We start from the raw sequence: 22685 nt of genomic DNA, 5'->3' as shown, positions 1-22685 counted from the left end.
TCTGATCCTTCGTGACTGCCGAGCGCACCCTGCTGTTGATGCGGCATGCGAAGTCCGACTACCCGGCCGGGGTCGGCGACCACGACCGGCCGTTGGCGCCCCGCGGCGTCAGGCAAGCCGGGCTCGCCGGCGACTGGCTGCGCGCCCACGTGCCCCCCGTCGACGGGGTGCTGTGTTCCACGGCGACCAGGACCCGCGAGACACTGCGGAACACCCGTATCGCTGCGCCGGTGCGATACAGCGAACGCCTCTACGCCAGCACCCCGGGCACGCTGATCGACGAGATCAACACGGTGGACGACGGCATCGGCACGCTGCTCGTCATCGGACACGAGCCGACGATGTCGGCGCTTGCGCTGGGGCTGGGCCGCGCCGGCGGCACCGACGCCGCTGCGGCCGAACGCATTTCGGCCAAGTTCCCGACGTCGGCGATCGCGGTCCTCGCGGTGCCGTGCGCGTGGAACGAACTGGAACTCGGGGGTGCGTCGCTGATCGACTTCGTCGTTCCGCGCTGAGCACACCGCTTCGCCGAACGTCGACTTGTTGGGCTCAAAACGCGAAATCGACGACAACAAGTCGACGTTCGGCGTGGTGGCGCAACCTCGGGCTAGGAGTTGGTGGCCAGCGTCAGTTCCATCAGCTTGATGGCCTGCCCGCACGCATCGATTCCCGGCGCCTGCGGGTTGACCCACCAACCGACCACCCCGGCCGCGTCGCTGGCCACGCCGCACGCGCCGTTGGCGTCGTCGGGACGCATCACGATCGAGTCGATCCCGGCGATGGGCCGCGACTCGATCTTGTACTTCAAGAACTCCGCGACCTTGCGCTCGTTGCTCAGGCTGCCCTGCTCGAACCAGAACCGGGTGATGTCGATCAGGCCGGCCGGGTTGGCCGCCTGCCACCGGCAGATCGCGCCGACGAACGTGCTCTGAATGTCGAGCGGGTCGGCCCCCACGGTCTTGGCCAGGATGTCGCTGGTCAACACCTCACATTCCTTGAGCAGGTTCGGGTATTGCTGCTGGGAGTTGTTGTTGCGGGGCACGTTGCCGCCCGCCTTGACCGCGTTGCCGCCGATCGACCTGGAGCAGCCCGTCAGCACCAGCAGCGCGGCCAGCAAAACCACGGCGGCGGCGCGCATCGGGGCCCTCATTTCGAGTTCGCAATCGACTGACGAGCCAGCTCTTTCGCGATATCGCACGGCGGCGGGAACGGCTTCTGACTGAAACTGATCGACCACTCGATGAAGTCGTCCTGAAACTGAATGCCTACTTCGCACAGCGAGTCACCCAGGTTGGGCTCGTTGCCGACGGCGATGAAACCGCCGTGGCCGTTGATGTTGATGTCGTCGACGCTGGCACGTGAGAGCTCCTCGGTCTTGCGTTCGCGTCCGATCGGGCTGCCGCGATACCAGGAGAAGGAGAAGTGCGGCCCGAGGATGCCGCCCCCGGCGAGCCATTGGCAGCCGACGGAGTTGCGGGCGGTGTTGATCAACCCTGTCACCCGGGTCAGCTCGGCCACCGTCTGGTCGCTGATGCCGCCGCACTGCGGGAACATCGGCCCGTGGTTGCCTTGCCCCTTCTGCGGCGTCGAAGACGCCGTCGCCCCGGGTTTGTTGCCGCCGGAATCGGAGCAGGCGGCAACGGCGGGAATCAGGATCGTCAATGCTGACGCCACAAGAGCCAGCGCCCTCGCGCTACGCCGCACCGCTACCCTGCTTCCGTTCCGCCCGCTGCTCGTCCACACGATGCACTGTAGCGGCAGCCCAGCGGGTCAACCACCGACGCGCCTGAGCAGGTATTTCAATGTCGCCGGCGAGTGCCGTGCGCGCGTTGACCGTCGCCGGTTGGCGGGGACGCCCGGGCCGCCGGTGTGCGACAGTTACCCCATGCTCCTGGCACTGCTGCGCCAGTACATCCAGCCGTACCGCCGGCTGGTCGCAATGCTGATGGTGCTGCAGCTGATCAGCAACCTCGCGTCGCTGTACCTGCCGACCGTCAACGCGGCCATCATCGACGAGGGCGTCGCCAAGGGCGACACCGCCGCGATCGTCCGGCTGGGCATCGTGATGCTCGGGGCCACCGGCTTGCAGGTGTTGTGCTCGGTCGGCGCGGTCTATTTCGGCTCCCGGACCGGGATGGGCTTCGGCCGCGACCTGCGCGCGGCGGTGTTCGAACACGTCCTCACCTTTTCCGAGCGCGAGAGCGCCCGATTCGGCGCGCCGACCTTGCTGACGCGCAGCACCAACGACGTGCGGCAAATCCAGTACCTGGTCCAGATCACGGCCACCGTGCTGGTGACCGCCCCGATCATGTGCCTCGGCGGAATCGTCATGGCCCTGCGCCAGGAGGCGGCGCTGACGTGGCTGTTGCTGGTCAGCGTGCCGGTCATGGCGGTGGCCAACTACTGGGTGATGTCGCACATGCTGCCGCTGTTCCGCAGGATGCAGGGCCTGATCGACGGCATCAACCGCGTGATGCGCGACCAGCTGGCCGGCGTGCGGGTGGTCCGCGCGTTCGCCCGGGAAGGTTTCGAGCGCGACCGCTTCGCGCGCGCCAACGCCGCGCTGTCGAACACCGCATTGACCGCGGGCAACTGGCAGGCGCTGATGCTGCCGGTGACCACGCTGACCATCAACGTGTCCAGCGTCGCGCTGATCTGGTTCGGGGGGCAGCGCATCGATCGCGGCCAGATGCAGGTCGGCTCGTTGACCGCCTTCCTGGCGTACTTCACGCAGATCCTGATGGCCGTGCTGATGGCGACGATGACGCTGGTGGTGTTGCCGCGGGCGTCGGTGTGCGCCGAACGGATCACCGAGGTGCTCACCACCCGTCCCGCCGTCACCGACCCGCCCGGCCCGGCGTCTCCCCCGGGCAAAATCACCGGTGTGGTCCGCCTGGACGGCGCAACATTCACCTATCCCGGCGCCGATCGCCCAGTGCTACAAGACATTTCGTTCATCGCCCGGCCCGGGACCACCACCGCGATCGTCGGCAGCACGGGATCGGGAAAGTCGACACTGATCTCCTTAATGTGCCGGCTCTACGACGTGACCGGCGGAACCGTCCTGGTCGACGACATCGACGTCCGCGATTACCACACCGAGCTGCTGTGGTCGGCGATCGGTCTGGTCCCCCAGCGCGGCTACCTCTTTTCCGGAACGATCGCCGACAACCTGCGTTACGGCGCCGCCCCGGGGCACGACATCACCGGCGACGAGATGTGGGAAGCGTTGCGGGTGGCCGACGCCGACGGGTTCGTGCGCGCGCACCCAGACGGGCTGCAGATGCGGGTGGCCCAGGGCGGCATCAACTTTTCCGGCGGGCAGCGGCAACGACTCGCCATCGCCCGGGCGGTCATCCGCCGCCCCGCCGTCTATCTGTTCGACGACTCCTTCGGCGCCCTCGACGTGCACACCGACGCGCGGGTGCGCGCCGCCCTCAAGCAGATATCGAAGGAAGCCACCGTCATCGTTGTCACCCAACGGGTTTCGACCGCCGCCCAGGCCGACCAGGTGATCGTCATCGACGGCGGAAGGCTGGTCGGCGCCGGCACGCATGAGTCGCTGCTCGCCGACAGCGCCACCTACGCGGAATTCGCCGACTCACAAGCCGTGGGCGCCTTGCCGTCAGGCCACGTCGGGGGCGCGCAATGACCTCGTCGACCAGCACCGCGACCCGGGGCGTGGCCCCGCCGCCGGCCGGGCGATCCCGCGATTTCTGGGGTTCGGCCGCCCGGTTGGTGAAACGACTTGCGCCGCAACGCAGACTGAGCATCGCGGTGATCACGCTGGGCCTCGCGGGCACGGTGATCGGCGTGATCGTCCCGCGGATCCTCGGCCATGCCACCGATCTGTTGTTCAACGGCGTCATCGGGCGGCAGCTTCCCGCCGGCATCAGCAAGGCACAGGCCGTCTCGGCCGCTCGCGGCCGGGGCGAGAACACCTTCGCCGATCTGCTGTCCGGAATGAACGTGGTGCCGGGCCACGGCGTGGATTTCGGGGCGGTCGCGCGGACACTGACGCTGGCGCTGGCCCTCTATCTCGTTTCCTCGGTGCTGATTTGGGCGCAGGCCCGGCTGCTCAACCTCACCGTGCAGCGCACCATGGTGGCGCTGCGTTCCGACGTCGAGGACAAGATCCACCGGTTGCCGTTGTCGTACTTCGACGGGCGCCAGCGCGGCGAGCTGCTCAGCCGGGTCACCAACGACATCGACAACGTCCAGTCGTCCCTGTCGATGACGATCAGCCAGTTGCTGACTTCGGTCCTGACAGTGGTGGCGGTGTTGGCGATGATGCTGTCCATTTCGCCGCTGCTGGTGGGGATCACCGTGCTGACGGTGCCGCTGTCGCTGCTGGCGACACGGGCGATCGCGCGGCGTTCCCAGCGGCTGTTCCTCGCCCAATGGGCGAGCATCGGGCGCCTCAACGCCCACATCGAGGAGACCTACAGCGGATTCACGGTGGTCAAGACGTTCGGCCACCAGGCCGCGGCCCGCGAGCAGTTTCGGGCCCTCAACGGCGACGTCTACCGGTCCAGTTTCGGCGCCCAGTTCTTCTCCGGGCTGGTGGCACCCGCGACCACGTTCATCGGCAACGTCGGCTACGTGGCCGTCGCCGTGGTGGGTGGCCTGCGGGTGGCCACCGGGCACATCACCCTGGGCGACATCCAGGCGTTCATTCAGTATGTGCGGCAATTCAATTCGCCCCTGAGCCAACTGGCCGGGATGTACAACACCCTGCAGTCGGGGGTGGCCAGCGCCGAACGCGTCTTCGCCCTGCTCGACGAACCGGAAGAATCCCCGGATCCCCAGCCCGCGGCGCCCCCGCCTGCCGATGGCGCCCCACGCTGGACCGGCCGCGTGGAATTCGCGCATGTCAGCTTCGCCTACCGGCCGGGCGTCCCGGTGATCGACGACCTGTCGCTGGTTGCCGAACCGGGTAGCACGGTGGCGATCGTGGGACCGACCGGGGCGGGCAAGACCACGCTGGTGAACCTGTTGATGCGGTTCTATGAGGTCGATTCCGGCCAGATCCTCCTCGACGGGGTGGACATCGCCACGTTGGACCGGCATTCGCTGCGGTCGCGGATCGGCATGGTGCTGCAGGACACCTGGCTCTTTGACGGGACGATCGCGCAGAACATCGCCTACGGGCGCCCCGAGGCCGGCGACGGCGAGGTGGTGGCGGCAGCCGAGGCAGCCCACGTCGACCCGTTCGTGCGGTCGCTGCCGGACGGCTACCAAACCCGGGTCAGCGGCGACGGCGCCAACATCAGCGCCGGCGAAAAGCAACTGATCACCATCGCGCGCGCGTTCCTTGCCCGCCCGCAGCTGCTGATCCTGGATGAGGCGACCAGCTCGGTCGATACCCGCACCGAGGCCCTTATCCAGCGCGCCATGTGCGATCTGCGCCGGGATCGGACGAGTTTCATTATCGCGCATCGTCTTTCGACGATCCGCGACGCCGATCGGATCCTGGTGATCGAGGGGGGCCGGATCGTCGAACAAGGCAACCACGCCGAGCTGCTGGCCCGGCGCGGCGCCTACTACGCCATGACCCGCGCATGACAACCGCGGCCGGCGTCGCGGCCACGAAATGCTGGCCCGCCGATTGTCGGCGTTATCATGCGGCGCGACGGGTGGGCGCTTACCGTCATGATTGCTCGGTCACGGGTCGACGATCGGGCGTGCGTCCGCAACGTTGCCACGGGACGGCGGGCCGGGGGTCGGGTTGGAAGGATGAGCAATGAGCGACGAGCAGGCCTCACGGGCGGGGTCGATGTTCGGCCCCTACCACCTGAAACGGCTGCTGGGCCGCGGTGGGATGGGTGAGGTCTACGAGGCCGAACACACCGTCAAAGAGTGGACCGTGGCGGTCAAACTTCTCTCCGAAAGCTTCAGCAGAGACCCCGTCTTCCGCGAGCGGATGAAACGCGAGGCCCGCACCGCCGGACGTTTGCAGGAACCCCATGTGGTGCCCGTGCACGACTACGGCGAAATCGACGGCCAGATCTTTTTGGAGATGCGCTTGGTCGAGGGCACCGACCTGGACAGCGTGCTGAAACGCTTCGGCCCGCTGACCCCGCCACGCGCGGTCGCCGTCATCACCCAGATCGCCTCCGCGCTCGATGCCGCCCACGCCGCCGGCGTCATGCACCGCGACGTCAAACCGCAAAACATCCTGGTCACCGCGGACGACTTCGCCTACCTCGTCGACTTCGGCATCGCCAGCGCCACCACCGACGAGAAACTCACCCAACTGGGCACCGCGGTCGGCACCTGGAAATACATGGCGCCCGAACGGTTTTCCGACGCCGAGGTCACCTACCGCGCCGACATCTACGCGTTGGCGTGCGTGTTGTTCGAGTGCCTGACCGGGGCGCCGCCCTACCGGGCCGACAGCGCCGGCATGCTGGTCTCCGCCCACATGATGGACCCCATACCCGCGCCCAGTCAGCGGCGCCCGGACATCCCCAAGGCCTTCGATGCGGTGATCGCCCGCGGCATGGCCAAAAGGCCCGAGGACCGCTACGCGAGCGCGGGCGACCTCGCGCTGGCCGCCAAGCAGGCGCTGAGCCACCCCGATCAAGACCGCGCCGCCACCATCTTGCGCCGCAGCCAGGAAGCCGCACTGCCCACGGCCGTCAACCCCGATCCCCGGCTGAGCACCGCGCCGCCTCCCCGGCCGTACCAGCCCGCGTTCAACACCCCGCCGCCGTCGCCGTCCGCGGCGCCGTATTACCAAGGCGCCAGCGCCAATTGGGGCGGCCCGCCGCCGCAGTTCGCCAATGCGACGCCGTGGGGTCAGCCCCCGCCCAGGCCCCGCCGCAACGTCTGGCTCATCGTCGCGGCCGTCGCCGTGGTGTTCGTTCTCCTCGGGAGCGGGTTGGGCATCTGGCTGGTCACGCGGCCCGATCCCGAACCGCCACCCCCCGCGCCGCTGGAGGCCGACCGTCTCAGCGCCCTGCTGCTCGGCCCGTCCGATATCAACACCGTGATGGGCTCGTCGACGATGCAGCCGGGCAAACCCATTACGTCGACGGACCATTCGGCGGTGACGGTGTCGACGCCCGACTGCCAGGGCGCGCTCTACACGACCCAAGACCCGGTATATGCGGGCACCGGTTACACCTCGGTGAGTGGACTGGTGTCCTCGGAGCCGGGCGACAACTACGACCACTGGGTGAACCAAGCGGTGGTGCTGTTTCCGTCCGCCGACAAGGCCAAGAGCTTCCTGGAGAACTCTGCGGAGAAGTGGAAGGGCTGCGCCGGCAAGACGGTCACGGTCACGAACAAGAGCAAGACCTATCGGTGGACGTTCGCTCAGGTTCAAGGGAGCCCGCCGAAGATCACGCTGATGGACACCCAGGAAGGCGCCGACGGTTGGGAGTGCCAGCGCGCACTGACCGTGGCCAACAACGTGATCGTCGACATCAACGCGTGCGGGTATCACATCAGCGACCAGGGCGCCCAGATCGCGGACAAGATCGCCGCCAGAATCGCCGACGAGTAGCCGGACGGTTACGCGCCAACGCCGTTAGGGCGTCACGGCATTGCTACGACTGCAGATCGGGACCCTGCGCACGCAGGTCGTCGACCGCCGTCATCGCGTCGCGCAATTTGGCCAGCCATTCCTCGGCATGTTCGCCGACCAGCTTCACCGACCACGCCAGGGCGTCGGCGCGCGACCGCGCGACGCCGGCATCCACCAACGTGTCGAGCACCTGGCGTTCGGGCTGCTTCAGCCGGGTCATCACAGGTACTGCGATGTGGGTGAACAGGATTCGCTCCGAGCCGACCTCGACCCCCCAGGAAACCTTGCGTCCGTAGCGATCCTGGGCTTCGTCGGCGATGTGCATTCTCTCGGATCGCGTCTCCTCGCGGAATCGCGACGCCCGTCCCGCCGCGCGGGCCTCACTCTCCCCGCTCTCGGCGCTCGCCGTGTCCGGGAGCCGTCCCATGACGGTGATCTCTTCGCGGTCGACGATCACCGTGGGGTCGCCGTCGAACCACTTCTCGGGAAGGCGTCCGGCGAACCATTCCGCGGCGTCGCCGGCGTCGGGTTGCTGGGCTTGCTGCCAGCCTCCGGGGCGACCGTACCGCCGCCCATGGGTGTGATGCGCTTTCATGATTACATGATTACACCGTTGCACGTATAACGGAACAGCGTTCGCCGGGGGCGAAAGACGGGCCGGTCGCCGAACACATCTCCACGCCTGAAAACCCGTTGATCCGGGCTGTTGTGCGGCGTATTTTGGGTAGCGAAGCAGGCCCGGGAAGCGACCAATTCGAAGCGCCGGAACACGGGGTAGGAATCCGGCCGCGTAGGACACGCGTAAGACGGAGTCAGACGCCCCCTGGAGTCGCACCGGGCCTGCCCATATTGATGTCACCGCGGCCGGCGGCCGTCAGTCCTCGGCATCGCCGCGCCGGATGCGGAACAGTTTGACCTCGCCCTTGATGCCCTTGAGGTGGCGGGAGCCCGCGAACGATGCCGAAAACTCACCGCGCTCCCCGATGACCTCCCACACCGAATCCGCCGCCAGGACCGTGCCCGGGCGCGCCACGCTCGTGACACGGCTCGCCACGTTGACCGGACTGCCGAACCAATCGCCGGCACGGCTCACCGCCATGCCGGAGGCCACGCCCGCCCGCAGCCGAGGGAAGTCGTTGTCAGAGTCGACGGCTTCGACCAGTTTCAGGACGACGTCGAGCAACGGTTGCGGCTCGGGGCAGACGAACATCACCGCGTCGCCGATGGTCTTGATGAAACGCACCGGAGGAACGGTCATGTCGCGGGCGAGGATGGCCAGCCGGTTGGCCAGATGCCCCAGCTCTTCGGGCGTGACCGCCTCACCGATCCGGGTGAAGCCGACCAGGTCGGCGAAGGCGACGCTGATTTGGCGCGCGCCCGGCAGCGGCTTGCCAGCGGCGCGCTCGGCGGCGTTGACCGCTTCGGTCTCCATCATGTGGCGCAGCTGCATGAACAGCATGTGCTGGATCATCGGGCCCAGCATGGGCGCGATTTTGGTCACCAAAGCCTTTGAGGCTTGGGCGATTTCGAGCTCGCTGGCGCCCGGGCGCATGATCGCCGAAAGCGCCGAGTACCGCATGACCTCGGCGGTCCGCGACAGACCTTCGGCGAGCACCCGGACCACGAGAATCACGTGCTCGGGGTCCAGGCCCAGCTCGACGAACCGCTGGGTGAAGGCGGCGGCCTCGCCGTCGGCGCGCATGTGAACGGCCGCGTCGGGGTCGTCGACGCGGACCAGACCGATGGCGCGTTGCACACGCTGCAGCAGTCCCAGGTCGATGCCGTGGGTCTCGCTGATCTCCCGCGTCGACACGTACGTGCCGTCGTCGCCGATGATGTGGCGGGTGGCCAGCAACAGAGGCGGGTTGGTCGCCCGGATCTCCTCGGCGGTGATGCCCTGCTCGAAGAGCCACCGCACCAGTTCGGCCCGTTCCGTGCGCGCGGTTCCCTCGAGCCCTTCGAGCAGGTCGTCGATGGTGTGGTCGTCCCCGTCGTGCACGTCGCCAACGTACAACGCGGGCGCGGCATGATGTGAGGTGATGAGCACACCGTTGCTGCGGGGATTCCCGCCGGTCGTCGACGAGCGCGCCAGGACGCTGATTCTGGGGTCGTTTCCCAGTGCGCAATCACTGGTGGCGGACCAGTACTACGCCAATCCACGCAACGCGTTCTGGTCGATCACCGGTGAGCTTTTCGGCTTCGACGCCGCCGCGCCCTACGACAGGCGCCTGGCGGGACTGCAATCCCACGGAATTGCGCTTTGGGATGTTCTTCACACGTGCCGCCGCCGCGGCAGTTCCGACTCGGCCATCGATCCAACCAGCCTGACGGTCAACGATTTTGGCGCGTTCTTCGCCGACTACCCCGCCATCACGGCGGTGTACTTCAACGGCGCCAAGGCCGCCGAGCTCTACCGCCGGCGGGTGGTGTCGCCCGACGAGATCCAGTGCCACCGGCTGCCGTCGACCAGCCCGGCCCACGTGATGCGGCCGGGCGCCAAGCTCGCGGCGTGGGCGCCGATCGCGAGCGCGGCGCCGCCGGGCGAAGCGGGTCGGCGCGCGTAGATCAAGCCGATCGCGAGCGCGGCGCCGCCGGGCGCCAAGCTCGCGGCTTGGGCAGTGGTTGCGGAGGCCCGTCCGCTCTCATGACACCGGCGGCCGGCGAAGGGCCCACGGTCGAGCGGCTTCGATCTGCGCCGACAGCGACAACAGCGTCGCTTCGTCATAAGGCCGGCCGACGAGTTGGACCGACATCGGCATCCCGTCTGCGTCGAGGTCCCAGGGAACCACCGCGGCGGGCTGTCCGGTCAGGTTCCAGACCTGTTGGTAGGGAACGTATTGCCCCACCCTCAGCAGGGTCGACACGGCGCCGCGCCGTTGGTAGGCGCCGATACGGGATGGGCCCGTCGCCGTTCCCGGCGTGACGACGACGTCGACATCGTCGAAGATCGCCTGGATCCGCGACACCACGGCCCCCTCGGCCGCCCGCAGGGACTCCATCCGGCGGTCCGAGAAGAAAGACCCCAAGCGGGCCATGTTGCGGGTGCGCGGTTCCAGGCGTTCCGGATGGGCCAGGGCGTCGGCGTCGTCGCAGATGCCGCGCAGGTAGCGGGGCAGGTAGTTGGTGAGGATCGCCGAGGCCGGATATTCCGGGTCGGCCGTAATGACGTCATGCCCGAGGTCGCGAAGCAACGCGCCGGCCTCGTCGACCGCGGCCAACTCCCGCTTGCCGACCCGAACCGGCAGCGGGGTTGGGACCTTGGTGCTCAACGCAATTCGTAGCCGCCCGGGACTGCGGGTCGCCGCGGACACGAACTCGCCCTCGGGCCCGGGCACCGTCGAGGTCGCGTCCAGGAACACGGCAGCGTCGATCACCGTGCGGGCGATCGGGCCGTTGACGCTCAGCCCGTACCAGGCGTCGTCGTGGGGTTCCAGCGATACCCGGTCGCGTTGCGGCTTCAGGCCGAACACGCCGCACCAGGTCGCCGGGATGCGGATCGACCCGCCCCCGTCGGAGCCCAACGCCAGCGGGGCCAGCCCGGCCGCGACCGCGGCGGCGCTGCCGCCGCTGCTGCCGCCCGGCGTGCGCCTGGGATCCCAGGGATTGCGGGTAGCTCCGAAGGTCAGCGACTCGGTGTACGGCAGCATCATCAGCTCGGGCACATTGGTCTTGCCGACGATGACGGCGCCCGCGGCGCGCAGCCGGCGCACCACCTCCGCGTCGGAGCTCACCGCGGGCCGGTGCCCGCCGCTGCCGAAGGTCGTCACCTCCCCGGCGACATCGACGTCGTCCTTGATCGCGACCGGCACGCCGAGCAGGGGCAGCCGTTCGCCCGCGTCCAGGCGGTCCTGCGCCACGGCGGCCTCGTAGCGAGCTTTGTCAGCGAGCACCACGCGGTAGCACCGCAGCTGGCTGTCGAGCTGCGCGATCCGCTCCAGGTAGACCTCGAGCAGCTCCGGTGCGGTCAGTTCACCGTCGGCCAGCATGCGTGCTTGCGCCGCCGCGCCGGCGAAGGCGAGATCGTCGTTCACTGCGGCAGCGTAACCCCGCAATTGGGCCGGGCCCGGGCTGGCGTCGGCGGGGCCGCGGCGCGGCAACAAGTACCGTGGGCGACATGTCCTGCGTGTTCTGTGCGGTCGTCGCCGGGGAAGCTCCGGCCATCCGGATCTACGAAGACGACGACTACCTGGCGATCCTCGACATCCGCCCGTTCACTCGTGGCCACACGCTGGTGCTGCCCAAGCGGCACAGCGTCGACCTCACCGACACCACGCCGGAGACGCTGGCCGGAATGGTCACCCTGGGCCAACGCATCGCCCGGGCCGCGCGCACGACGGAATTGGCCGACGCGACCAACATCGCCATCAACGACGGCAGCGCCGCCTTCCAGACGGTGTTCCACATCCACCTGCACGTCTTGCCGCGCCGCAACGGCGACAAGCTGTCGGTGGCCAAAGGAATGCTGCTGCGCCGCGACCCCGACCGCGACGCCACCGGCCAGATTCTGCGCAACGCACTGGCCCGTATCGACGCAAGTCAACCGGATTAGGCCCGTGGCGGCCGTCCTTCGGCGGCACCGGAAACGGCACCAACCTGGCAAAAGCCACACTTAGCGCGCGTCTGCAGCGGTTTAATGCCCTGTAACTCGTGGTGATGCTGTTGTTTCTTCACCACACAACAGGGGAGCTCAAGCGTGACGAAACGGCGGGCGGTGAATCCGTGGCGGCGGTCGGGGGTGCCGGCACCCGCCGGGTGGTCCCTCGTCTCCGTGTACGGCGTAGCCGGCGTGCTGATCGTGCTGTCGTCGTTCTGGGGATGGCGCGGCCCGTACGGGACGCACCCCATCAACGGGTTCGTCATCGCGATGTGCCTTGCCATCGCGGCGGCATACGCCGCGCGCGCGGCCCGCTTCAAGCCCCGGCGGCAACGATACGGATGGCTGGCGCTGGTGACGGCCCTGCTCGGCTGGGCGGCCGGTGAGGTCATCTGGGCGTTCTACGACGTGCGCCCGGAATTCGATCACGCCACCCACCCTGCGGCAACCGAGTTCGTCCTTCTGCTGTGGCCGGTCGGCGCCATGACGTCGTTGGTGCTGCTGTCCCAATTGTCTCGCAAGAGCCCCCGGCGTCTGCTGCTCGACGGTCTCATCGTGGCGACGTCGCTGTTCGTCATCGCCTGGGTGTTCGTGGTCGAAGCGCAGCTGCAGGAGCATTCCGGCGCGCGGCTGGTGACCTCGGCGGAGGTCTTCGCCGACATCGTCCAGGTGACGACGGCGATCCTGATGCTTTCCCGGGCTCGTCCCGGCGACCGGCCGAGCCGCAGCCTGCTCGCCGCCGGCGTCGCGACCATCTGCATCGCCGACATGGCGCTGGTCTTCTATACCGGCATCGCCAGCTATCACACGGGCGGGGTCGGCGACCTGGTCCGAGTCGCGGGCCTGGCGTTATTGGCGCTCGCGGCCCTGGCCGCCGCGCACGAGCGTCCCGCGCCCGCGCCGCCGGATGAGACCGAGTTCCGGGCCCGGCTGTGGCTGCCCTACTTGCCGCTGATCCTCGCCGCCGCGGCGGGCTGGGCGCACGCGGCGGGCCATTCGATACACGACCCCATGCTCGCCGCGCTGGGCATCCTGGTGGCCGCCGTGCTGGCCCGGCAATTCGTCGTCCTGGTCGACAACCAGAATCTGTTGTCGGAGGTCGCGCGCGAGGCGTTTCGCGACAACCTGACCGGTCTGGCCAATCGCGCCCTGTTCCTGCAGCGCCTGGAACAGGCCGTCGCGCGCCGGCATCCCAACGGCATGCCCATCGCGGTGCTGTGCCTGGACCTCGACAACTTCAAGTCGGTCAACGACGCCCTGGGCCATCCGGCCGGCGACGAGCTTTTGGTCAGGGTGGCCGGGCGGCTCACCGCGGCGTTGGGGGAAAGCGGGACCATCGCCCGGCTCGGCGGCGACGAATTCGCGGCGGTCATCGAGGCTTCCGTCCAAGAATCGCAGGCGGCCGCGCACCGGATCCTCGACGCGTTCACCGGGGCCATCCTGATCGACGGCATTCCGATCATGGTCCGGCCCAGCATCGGATTCACGGTGTGCACCGGCGCATCGGCCTGCACGGTCGACCAGCTGCTGAGGCACGCCGACCTCGCCATGTACGCCGCCAAACGCGAAGGCGGGCAATGCATCCGCAGCTTCATGCCCGACCTGCCGTTGCCGTACGCGTTCCCGGCGTCTCCCGATTCCGGGGAATCCGACGTGGCGCCGCCGGTCGATGGCGGCGGCGGTGTCGCGACGCCGCAGGCGTCACCGCCCGTTTCCGACGTCGCGACACCGACCACGAACTCGCCCTCCGGCGATGTCTCAGACGATGCCCCTCGGCCACCGAGGGGTATCCGGGTGGGCTTCGCGGTGCTGGCGGTCGGCGTGATCGCCTTCGCCGCGTCCAGCGTCGCGCATCCGGACGCGGGACACGGCATGTTCTCGGCCACAACGCTGTATTCGGCGCTGACCGTGTTGGCCGCCGGTCTGGTTGTCCTTCGCGCGTACCGCGTCTCGGCGGACCGGTTGGCGTGGTCACTGATCGCCGCCGGGATGGCGTTCTCGGCCGCGGGCGACATCGTCTACGCGTTGTTTGTGCCCAACGGTCGCTCCCCGTCGGTGGCCGACCCGGTGTACCTGGCGTACTACCCGCTGGTGTACGCCGGGCTGCTGCTGCTCATGCGGGCACGGTTCAAGCGGTTGCCGATCCCGATTCAGCTCGACTCGCTGGTGTGCGCCCTGACGCTGGCGGCGGTGGCCGCGGCCGTGACGGAGGGCCCCATGCGGGCGGCGACGTCACGCACGCCCGCGACGGTGTGGATGGGATTGGTCTACCCCTGGATTGACCTGGTGCTCCTGGCCCTGGCCGCCGGCATGCTGCCAATACTCGGTTGGCGCAATGACTTTCGCTGGGCGCTGCTGATGACCGGACTGGTCGTGTTTGCGGTGGCGGACGTGGCGTACCTGTTCCAGACGACGGCGGGCTCCTATCGGGTCGGCACCTTGCTGGATGCCTGCTGGCCGGCGTCGTCGTTGCTCATCGCGATGGCCAGCTGGTCCCCCTCGTCGCCGACGGCGCCAGTGCCCAGACACCGATTCAGCCCGTATGTCACCCCGGTGACGACATCGGTTGTCGCGCTGGGAGTCATCGTCCTGGCTCATCATTCGCGGCCGGCCGCCACCCTGGCGGCGTTGAGCCTGGTCGTGGCGACCGCGCGATTCTCGCTCACCTTCCGGGACGTGAGCCTGTTGCACACGAACGCCAAGCACGCCATGACCGACGAGTTGACCGCGCTGCCCAACCGGCACTCGCTGGCCAGCGCCCTCACCGCGTTGCCCACTACGGCGCCGGGGCCGACGTCGATTCCGGGCAGAGCGCGCGCGCGGCGGGCTCTGTTGCTGTTGAGCCTGAGCGATTTTCACGAGATCACCGACTCGATCGGTCGCCACTTCGGCGATGAGTTGCTGTGCCACATCGCAAACCGCTTGTCCGGCAGCGTCCGTCGCGACGACATGCTGGCGCGGGTCGGTGATGACCAATTCGCCGTGCTGCTCGCGGACGGGGCCAACCTGACCGCCGCCAGCGCTCAGGCGGGCCGCCTGCTGGAAGCGTTGAGTGAGCCGATCGCGTTGGACCCGATCACCGTGCAGGTCGAAGGCCGCATCGCCATCGCGCTGTGTCCCGACCACTGCGACCACCCGCAAGAGCTGCTGGGCCGCGCCGAAACCGCGATGGCGCACGCCGAATCCGCCCGCAGCAAGATCGCGGTCTACGACTCGTCCTTCGAGGTTTATCGGAACAACGACCCCAACCTCATCGAGGACCTGCGTACGGCACTGTTCGACACCGACGAACTGAAATTGCACTACCAGCCCAAGATCGACGGGCGCGACGGCAGCGTTCACAGCGTCGAGGCGGTGCTGCGCTGGCAGCACCCCACCCGTGGAACGCTGCTGCCGGAAGAGGTCTTGCCCGTCGCCGAGCGCGCCGGACTGATGCGCAAGATCTCCAACCGCACCCTGAGCATGGCGCTGAAACAGGTCCGGTGCTGGCGTGAGCAGGGCATCACGCTCACCGTCGCGGTGAACCTGTCGACGACCAACCTGCTCGACATCGAGCTCGTCGGCACCGTCGAGCGGCTGCTCGCGAATTATGACCTGCCCGCGGACGCGCTCATCCTCGAGATCACCGAGAGCGCGCTGGTGGATTCCGCGCGATCCCGCAACACCGTCGCCGCCTTGCAACGCTTGGGAATTCGCATATCGCTCGACGACTACGGCACCGGCTGGTCGTCATTGGCCCGGCTGCAAGAGGTTTCGGTCGACGAGCTCAAACTCGACCGGATTTTCGTAACCCGCCTGGATCACGACGCACGATCGGTCGCGATCGTGCGGTCCACGGTGGCGCTCGCCCACAACCTGGGCGCTGACCTCGTCGCCGAGGGTGTCGAGAACGAGGCCACCCTGGACGCGCTGCACCGGTACGGCTGCATGATCACCCAGGGTTACGTGCACACCGCGCCGTTGCCGCCGGACGAGTTGCGGAACTGGATCGCCAACCACACACCCGAACCCCACACCAGCCAGTCCCACCGGCGGGCGTGAGCGGGACTCAGAACAGCTCTTTGGCCAACAGCTCCAGCGTCGCGACGCGCGCCGGTGCGGTGTCCGGGTCGGTGCCGCGGCGGGCCGAGGCCACCGGGTTCACCATCACCTCGTCGACGCCGAAGTGTTCGGCGAGCGCGCGGATCTGCTCGGCGGCCTCCGCCGGCGTCCCCAGGACGGCGCGTCGCAGACCACTGTCGACGATCGCCTGCTGCTGTCCGGTCAACTCGGCCACCGCCGCCTCCTCCACCAGCGGCACCGGCCCGAGTGGCTGCCCGGTCCGCAGCCTGGCCATCATCTGCAGGTTGGGCAGCATCAACGCCGTTGCCTCCTGCTGGGTTTCGGCCACCGCGGCGTTGACCGTCAGAAACGTCCGCGGCTCGGCGGCAAACGCGCTGGGCGTGAATCGGGCGCGGTACACCTCGAGCGCCTCTTCGGTTCCCTTGCCGGAGAAGTGATGTGCGAACACGTACGGCAGCCCCTTGGCGGCGGCCAAATGCGCCGAATACATCGACGAACCCAGCAGCCACAGCCGCGGTTCGGTCGCGGCGGCCGGGGTGGCTTTGAGCGTGTAGTCGCCCGAGCGCAGCGGAACCCGCACGCCGCGCGCGCTCATCAGCGCCGCCACGTCGTCGAGGTATTCGGGGAAGTTCTCGATGTCCCGGCCGTCCTGCCCGCCCCGCAGCGCGTAGGAGGTCACGGGGTCGGATCCCGGCGCCCGGCCGATGCCGAGGTCGATGCGTCCGGGGGCGGCCGCTTCCAGCAGCGCGAACTGTTCGGCCACCGCGAGCGGCGCGTGGTTGGGCAGCATCACCCCACCCGAGCCGAGCCGTAGCTGCGAGGTCTGTGGTGCCAGATAGGCGAGGACCACCGGCGGGCTGGTGGCACCGACGGAAGGCATGTTGTGGTGCTCGGCGACCCAGTAGCGGGTAAAACCCAACCGATCCGCGGCCTGCGCCAGCTGCACGGTGGCCGCCAGGGCGTCGCCGGTCGTCTGGTCGGTGCGCACCGGGATGAGATCAAGGACGGAAAGACGCACGATGGCGTCAACGTGCGCGGGCCGGCAAACGTTCCCGAACCCCGGCCCTAGTAGTCCTTGAGGGTGATCGAGGAGACGATGCGGTCGAACACCTCCTGCGGTATCGGTGCGCCGCCGGGAATGTTGTCCACGACCAGCCATTGATTGCGCTGCACGTAGTCGGCGAATTCGCGGTGGTAGTTGGCGAATCCGCGCTCGTGGTCGGCGGTCCCGTCCGAGGTGGCGGACTTAAGCTCGCCGGCGAGGATGTAGGCGCCCAGCAGCGCGACGCTGGTGCCCTGTCCTGACAGCGGCGAGCAGCAGTACCCGGCGTCCCCGACCAGTACCACGCGGCCGTGCGACCAGCGGTCCATCTTGATCTGCGACATCTCGTCGAAGTAGAAGTCCGGTGCGGTCCGCATGTACTCCAGCAGTTGGGGGCGAACCCATCCTTCCCCGGCCATCCGCCGCTCCAGCTCGGCGAACTGGGCTTCGGTGTCGCGGTAGTCGATCCGCAGCTCCGGGTCCATGAAACCCAACATGGCCCGGGCCTCGGCGTTGTGACGCGCGCTGTAGATCCCCGCCATGGTGGAGTCGCCGTAGTGCCACATCTGCCAGTGGTCCAGGTCCAAGAAATTGGGCACGGTGAAGATCGCCGCGTGCGTGCCCAGCCGTTCGATGAAATCCTCCTCCGGCCCGAACACCAATCGCCGCACGTTGGAATGCAATCCGTCGGCGCCGACGACGAGGTCGAATTCCCGTGGTGCGGCACGCTCGAAGGTGACGCGAACGGCCGCACCATCGGCCTCCAACGCGGTGATGGTGTCGTCGAATAGGTAATCGGTCGTCCATTGGCTTGCGCCGTAAAGCAATTCGACCAAGTCGTCGCGCAGCAGTTCGATGTCGGGGCTGTCGATGCGCCCGCCGGTGGGTGTCGATTCGGTGTCGCGCGACAGTTCATTGCCGTCACGGTCGACCACGGAGGAGCCGCGGATTTGCGTCTTGCGCTTCTCGGCGGCGGCCAGCAGCCCCATGCGGTCGAGCACGGTCAGCGCCGGGCCGCGAACGTCGATCGCCTGGCCGCCCGGCCGCGGCCCGGTATGGCGCTCCACCACGGTCACCGAATGGCCGTGCCGCCCAAGCCAAAACGCGGCCGCCGTGCCCGCCACGCTGGCGCCGGAAACGAGAATCTCGCTCACTTGATCCCTGCCAGTTCTTTCGCGTCGCGGAAGATGTCGTCGAGCATTGCCGGTGTCAACCTACCGGTGAACATGTTTTGCTGGCTCGGGTGGTAGCAGCCGAGCAACCGCACCCCGGGGGCGAGGTCGGCAACGGCGCCGTGGCCGAACCGGGGCTTGGGTCTCGCGGCTCTACCGGAGGTGCCCGGCAGTCGCAGCGCGATCTGCCAGCCGAATCCGCCGAGGGCCACGACCACGCGGACGTGGTCGGCCACCAGCTGCCATTCGGCCTGCAGCCAGGGCCAGCAGGTGTCCCGCTCGGCGGGGGTCGGGGCGTTGGCCGGAGGCGCACACCGCACCGGCGCGACGATGCGAATCTGGTTGGTCCGCAACCCATCCGCGGCGTCGACGCTGGTCGGTTGGTTCACCAGGCCGGCCCGGTACAGCGCCGCGTACAACTGGTCGCCCGAGCGGTCGCCGGTGAACATCCGGCCGGTGCGGTTGGCGCCGTGGGCGGCGGGCGCCAGCCCGACGATGAGCAGCCGCGGCCGCGCCGCTCCCCAGCTGGGTACGGGCCGGCCCCAATACGGTTGGTCGGCGAAGGCCCGCCGTTTGACCCTCGCCACCTCCTCGCGCCAGTCGACCAGCCGCGGACAGGCCCGGCACACGCTGACCAGGGCGTCGAGCTCGGGGATCGAGGTGGCCTGTTCCGCGAGGGCGACGACCCGAGCGGCATCGGCCGCCACCGGGGTCTGCGGCGTGGCCGGGTCACCCGGCCATCCGGTGCCCGCGCCAACCGGAGAGTCGAACGGCTGGCCGGTACGCGGGTGGTCGAGCACATGAACATCCTGCATTCAGTGGCCACGTCGTGCAGACCCGGGCACCGTCCGGGGCCGCGACACGGGCTTACTATCGGGCCGTGAGCTCTGACGCCCTGGCCAGCCTGATCGCCGACCTGCCCGACGGGATGGTCGTCACCGATCCCACCGTGACCGAGGGCTATCGCCAAGACCGCGCGTTCGACCCGTCGGCCGGCAAACCGCTGGCCGTGGTGCGACCGCGGCGCACCGAAGAGGTGCAGACCGTGCTGCGCTGGGCCACCGCTAATCGGGTGCCCGTCGTGCCCCGGGGCGCCGGGAGCGGCCTGTCCGGCGGGGCGACCGCCCTGGACAACTGCATCGTGCTCTCGACCGAGAAGATGCGAGACATCTCGGTCGACCCGGTGACGCGGACCGCCGTATGCCAGCCCGGGCTGTTCAACGCCGAGGTGAAAAAGGCCGCAGCCGAACACGGCCTGTGGTATCCGCCGGATCCGTCCTCGTTCGAGATCTGCAGCATCGGCGGCAACATCGCCACCAACGCCGGGGGGCTGTGCTGCGTGAAGTACGGCGTCACCACCGACTATGTGCTGGGCATGCAGGTGGTGCTGGCCGACGGGACCGCGGTCCGGCTGGGCGGGCCGCGGCTCAAGGACGTCGCGGGCCTGTCGCTGACCAAACTCTTCGTCGGCAGCGAAGGCACGCTGGGCGTCGTCACGGAGGTGACGCTGCGGCTGGTACCCAAGCAGAACGCGTCCAGCGTCGTCGTCGCCACCTTCGCCTCGGTGCAGGACGCGGTCGACGCGGTGCTCGGGGTCACCGCCCGGCTTCGCCCCTCGATGCTGGAGTTCATGGACTCGGTGGCGATCAACGCCGTCGAGGACACCCTGCGCATGGACCTGGACCGCGGGGCGGCGGCCATGCTGGTGGCCGGGTCCGACGAGCGCGGCCGCGCCGGTAGCGAGGACGCCGAGATCATGGCCAAGGTCTTGGCGGAAAACGCTGCGACGGAAGTATTTTCGACCGACGATCCCGACGAGGGCGAAGCATTCGTCGTCGCGCGGCGGTTTTGCATCCCGGCCGTCGAAGCCAAGGGATCGCTGTTGCTCGAGGACGTCGGCGTGCCGCTTCCGGCGCTGGGCCGGCTGGTCACCGGGATCGCCGGCATCGCCGCCGAACGCGACCTGATGATCTCGGTGATCGCCCACGCCGGCGACGGCAACACCCACCCGTTGATCGTCTACGACCCCGCCGATGCCGACATGACCGAACGCGCCCACCTGGCATTCGGCGAGATCATGGACCTGGCCGTCGGTCTCGGCGGCACGATCACCGGCGAGCACGGGGTGGGCCGGTTGAAGCGGCCCTGGCTGGCTGGCTATCTCGGGCCCGAGGTGATGGACCTCAACCGGCGCATCAAGCAGGCGTTGGATCCGAAGGGCATCCTCAACCCCGGGTCGGGCATTTAGTTCTGGCTGCTGAGCGCCCGGCTGGCCGGGAAATCGATGTCGACTGCCCGGCTGGCCGAGCACTGGCGTCGCCGGGCGGTTGACATATCTCGGCTGCTGTCGTACGAATAAGACATGGCTGCTGTTATGTCTCAGAACGCACCGGTCGCCTTCCAGCTCGCGACCGCCGCCACCTGGTCGAACCCGTGGCCGATGTACCGCGCGCTGCGCGACCACGACCCCGTGCACCACGTCGTTCCGGCGAATTCTCCCGAGCATGACTACTACGTGTTGTCGCGGCACGCCGACGTGTGGGCGGCGGCCCGCGACCACGAAACCTTCTCCTCGGCAAAGGGCCTGACCGTCAACTATGACGATCTGGAACTGATTGGCCTGCAAGACAATCCACCGTTCGTGATGCAGGATCCACCGGTGCACACCCAGTTCCGCAAGCTGGTGTCGCGCGGGTTCACGCCGCGGCAGGTCGAGGCGGTGGAACCCAAGGTGCGGGAATTCGTCGTCGAGCGCATCGAGGGGTTGCGCGCGGCCGGCGGCGGTGACATCGTCACCGAGCTGTTCAAACCGCTGCCGTCGATGGTGGTCGCGCATTATCTCGGTGTGCCCGAAGAGGACTGGGTGCAGTTCGACGGCTGGACCCAGGCGATCGTCGCGGCCAACACCGCCGAGGGCGGCGTCGCGGGGGCACTGGAGACCGTCGGCGACGCGGTCGGGTCGATGATGGCCTACTTCACCGGCCTGATCGAACGTCGTCGCACCGACCCCGAGGACGACACGATCTCCCACCTGGTGACCGCGGGGGTGGGCGCCGACGGTGACGTCGCCGGCACGCTGTCGATCCTGGCGTTCACATTCACGATGGTGACCGGCGGCAACGACACCGTCACCGGCATGCTCGGCGGCTCGATGCCGCTGCTGCACGAGCGTCCCGATCAGCGAAAGTTGTTGGTGGACAACCCCGAATTGATCACCGACGCTGTCGAGGAGCTGCTGCGGATGACCTCACCGGTCCAGGGGTTGGCGCGCACGACCACCCGCGAGGTGACGATCGGCGACACCACCATTCCCGCCGGGCGCAGGGCGCTGCTGCTGTACGGGTCGGCCAACCGCGACGAACGCCAATACGGGCCCGACGCGGCCGAACTCGACGTGACCCGGTGCCCGCGCAACATTTTGACGTTCAGCCACGGCGCGCACCACTGCCTGGGCGCCGCCGCGGCCCGGATGCAGTCCCGGGTGGCGCTCACCGAGCTGCTGGCCCGATGCCCCGACTTCGAGGTCGACGAATCAGGGATCGCCTGGGCCGGGGGCAATTACGTGCGGCGGCCGCTGTCGGTGCCGATTCGAGTGGGGTCCTGATGCCGGGAAACGACTGGCTTTCCGCGCGGCGCAGCGAAGCGGCCGCCGACCGGATACTCGACGCGGCCGAGGAACTCTATACCCAGCGCGACTCGGATTCGATCGGCATGAACGAAATCGCCAGGGCCGCAGGGTGTTCCCGAGCGACGCTGTACCGGTATTTCGAGAATCGCGAGGCATTGCGCACCGCGTACGTGCACCGCGAGACCCACCGGCTCGGCCGCGCCATCCTCGCGCGCACCGGCGGCATCGAGGACCCGCACGAAAGACTGGTCGCGAGCATCCTGGTCACCTTGCAAATGGTGCGCGAGAGTCCCGCGCTGGCGTCGTGGTTCGCCACGACGCGCCCGCCAGTCGGCGGCGAGTTGGCGGGCCAGTCCGACGTGATCGCGGCCCTGGCGGCGGCGTTCCTGAACTCGTTGGGAGCCGATGATCCCGCGGTGGTGGAGCGCCGGGCGCGCTGGGTGGTCCGGGTGATCGTGTCGATGCTGCTGTTCCCGGGCCACGACGAAGCCGACGAGCGGGCGATGATCGAGGAATTCGTCGTGCCGATCGTGGCGCCGGTGTCCGCCCGCGGCTAGGGCCGCCGGATTCGTCGCGCTCCCGGGCCGGAAGCAATGTCCTCAGCGCCCGCCTCCAAGCAACGTCGGCTCGGCGCGCTGAGCAATGCGCTTGTCGCT

The 22685-nt window shown here is 68.5% G+C and carries 18 protein-coding genes; 10 read left to right on the top strand and 8 right to left on the bottom strand.

Going from position 1 to position 22685, the window contains the following annotated elements:
- Nucleotides 1–11: 11 nt before the first annotated feature.
- A complete protein-coding gene (locus OCQ_RS06480; RefSeq protein WP_014384072.1) occupies nt 12–515 on the top strand; it encodes a SixA phosphatase family protein in 504 nt (167 codons plus the stop codon).
- 92 nt (nt 516–607) lie between these two features.
- Here the strand turns inward: OCQ_RS06480 and OCQ_RS06475 are convergent, their stop codons facing one another.
- Nucleotides 608–1138 (bottom strand): DUF3558 domain-containing protein, encoded by a 531-nt coding sequence (locus OCQ_RS06475; RefSeq protein ID WP_009953976.1) that lies wholly within the window; start codon nt 1136–1138, stop codon nt 608–610.
- 8 nt (nt 1139–1146) lie between these two features.
- Complete coding sequence (locus OCQ_RS06470) at nt 1147–1704, bottom strand: DUF3558 domain-containing protein (RefSeq protein WP_008254722.1); 558 nt, start codon at nt 1702–1704, stop codon at nt 1147–1149.
- A 181-nt stretch (nt 1705–1885) separates the two neighbouring features.
- Between OCQ_RS06470 and OCQ_RS06465 the strand changes: the two genes are divergently transcribed.
- The 3 genes from OCQ_RS06465 to OCQ_RS06455 all read left to right on the top strand — a co-directional run bounded on the left by OCQ_RS06465 (nt 1886) and on the right by OCQ_RS06455 (nt 7510).
- On the top strand, nt 1886–3652 hold the full coding sequence (locus OCQ_RS06465) for an ABC transporter ATP-binding protein (RefSeq protein WP_009953975.1): 1767 nt from the start codon (nt 1886–1888) through the stop codon (nt 3650–3652).
- Complete coding sequence (locus OCQ_RS06460; protein ID WP_009953974.1) at nt 3649–5565, top strand: ABC transporter ATP-binding protein; 1917 nt, start codon at nt 3649–3651, stop codon at nt 5563–5565. The genes OCQ_RS06465 and OCQ_RS06460 overlap by 4 nt, the downstream gene beginning before the upstream one ends.
- A 178-nt stretch (nt 5566–5743) precedes the next feature.
- Nucleotides 5744–7510 carry a serine/threonine-protein kinase PknH/PknJ gene (locus OCQ_RS06455; protein ID WP_008254716.1) on the top strand — a complete coding sequence of 589 codons (1767 nt, stop codon included), beginning with the start codon at nt 5744–5746 and terminating at the stop codon, nt 7508–7510.
- A gap of 43 nt (nt 7511–7553) precedes the next feature.
- Here OCQ_RS06455 and OCQ_RS06450 read toward each other — a convergent pair whose 3' ends face one another.
- Nucleotides 7554–8126: a hypothetical protein gene (locus OCQ_RS06450; protein WP_008254711.1), complete on the bottom strand. Its 573-nt coding sequence runs from the start codon at nt 8124–8126 to the stop codon at nt 7554–7556.
- A gap of 279 nt (nt 8127–8405) precedes the next feature.
- Nucleotides 8406–9530, bottom strand: a complete 1125-nt coding sequence (locus tag OCQ_RS06445) for an adenylate/guanylate cyclase domain-containing protein (RefSeq protein WP_014382055.1) — start codon at nt 9528–9530, stop codon at nt 8406–8408.
- A gap of 40 nt (nt 9531–9570) precedes the next feature.
- On the opposite strand from OCQ_RS06445, the gene OCQ_RS06440 reads away from it, so the two are divergent.
- The gene (locus tag OCQ_RS06440) at nt 9571–10095 is read left to right on the top strand and encodes a DNA-deoxyinosine glycosylase (protein WP_008254704.1); all 525 of its coding nucleotides are present in this window, start codon (nt 9571–9573) and stop codon (nt 10093–10095) included.
- A gap of 78 nt (nt 10096–10173) precedes the next feature.
- Here OCQ_RS06440 and OCQ_RS06435 read toward each other — a convergent pair whose 3' ends face one another.
- The gene (locus OCQ_RS06435; RefSeq protein ID WP_232065651.1) at nt 10174–11517 is read right to left on the bottom strand and encodes an amidase; all 1344 of its coding nucleotides are present in this window, start codon (nt 11515–11517) and stop codon (nt 10174–10176) included.
- A 128-nt stretch (nt 11518–11645) separates the two neighbouring features.
- Here OCQ_RS06435 and OCQ_RS06430 point away from each other — a divergent pair, with 128 nt between their 5' ends.
- Nucleotides 11646–12080 carry an HIT family protein gene (locus OCQ_RS06430; RefSeq protein ID WP_009953969.1) on the top strand — a complete coding sequence of 145 codons (435 nt, stop codon included), beginning with the start codon at nt 11646–11648 and terminating at the stop codon, nt 12078–12080.
- Nucleotides 12081–12299: 219 nt separating this feature from the next.
- Complete coding sequence (locus OCQ_RS06425; RefSeq protein WP_014384070.1) at nt 12300–16166, top strand: bifunctional diguanylate cyclase/phosphodiesterase; 3867 nt, start codon at nt 12300–12302, stop codon at nt 16164–16166.
- Nucleotides 16167–16173: 7 nt separating this feature from the next.
- Here OCQ_RS06425 and OCQ_RS06420 read toward each other — a convergent pair whose 3' ends face one another.
- From OCQ_RS06420 to OCQ_RS06410, 3 genes are read right to left on the bottom strand one after another with little or no spacing between them, the layout of a single operon-like run.
- Nucleotides 16174–17205, bottom strand: a complete 1032-nt coding sequence (locus tag OCQ_RS06420) for an LLM class flavin-dependent oxidoreductase (protein WP_009953967.1) — start codon at nt 17203–17205, stop codon at nt 16174–16176.
- A 47-nt stretch (nt 17206–17252) separates the two neighbouring features.
- Nucleotides 17253–18383 (bottom strand): FAD-binding protein, encoded by a 1131-nt coding sequence (locus tag OCQ_RS06415; RefSeq protein WP_008254693.1) that lies wholly within the window; start codon nt 18381–18383, stop codon nt 17253–17255.
- On the bottom strand, nt 18380–19216 hold the full coding sequence (locus OCQ_RS06410) for a uracil-DNA glycosylase (RefSeq protein WP_014379570.1): 837 nt from the start codon (nt 19214–19216) through the stop codon (nt 18380–18382). The genes OCQ_RS06415 and OCQ_RS06410 overlap by 4 nt, the downstream gene beginning before the upstream one ends.
- Before the next feature lie 65 nt (nt 19217–19281).
- Here OCQ_RS06410 and OCQ_RS06405 point away from each other — a divergent pair, with 65 nt between their 5' ends.
- The 3 genes from OCQ_RS06405 to OCQ_RS06395 all read left to right on the top strand — a co-directional run bounded on the left by OCQ_RS06405 (nt 19282) and on the right by OCQ_RS06395 (nt 22586).
- Nucleotides 19282–20649, top strand: coding sequence for an FAD-binding oxidoreductase (locus OCQ_RS06405; protein ID WP_008254690.1), 1368 nt, complete (start codon nt 19282–19284; stop codon nt 20647–20649).
- A gap of 114 nt (nt 20650–20763) precedes the next feature.
- Nucleotides 20764–22005 (top strand): cytochrome P450, encoded by a 1242-nt coding sequence (locus OCQ_RS06400; protein WP_008254689.1) that lies wholly within the window; start codon nt 20764–20766, stop codon nt 22003–22005.
- Nucleotides 22005–22586: a TetR/AcrR family transcriptional regulator gene (locus OCQ_RS06395; protein WP_008254688.1), complete on the top strand. Its 582-nt coding sequence runs from the start codon at nt 22005–22007 to the stop codon at nt 22584–22586. The genes OCQ_RS06400 and OCQ_RS06395 overlap by 1 nt, the downstream gene beginning before the upstream one ends.
- Nucleotides 22587–22685: the final 99 nt, after the last annotated feature.

It is taken from the genome of Mycobacterium paraintracellulare (assembly GCF_000276825.1).
Classification (GTDB): domain Bacteria; phylum Actinomycetota; class Actinomycetes; order Mycobacteriales; family Mycobacteriaceae; genus Mycobacterium; species Mycobacterium intracellulare.
The sequence above is the reverse complement of the archived record's forward strand: the minus strand, read 5'-3'. Positions and strand labels throughout refer to the sequence as shown.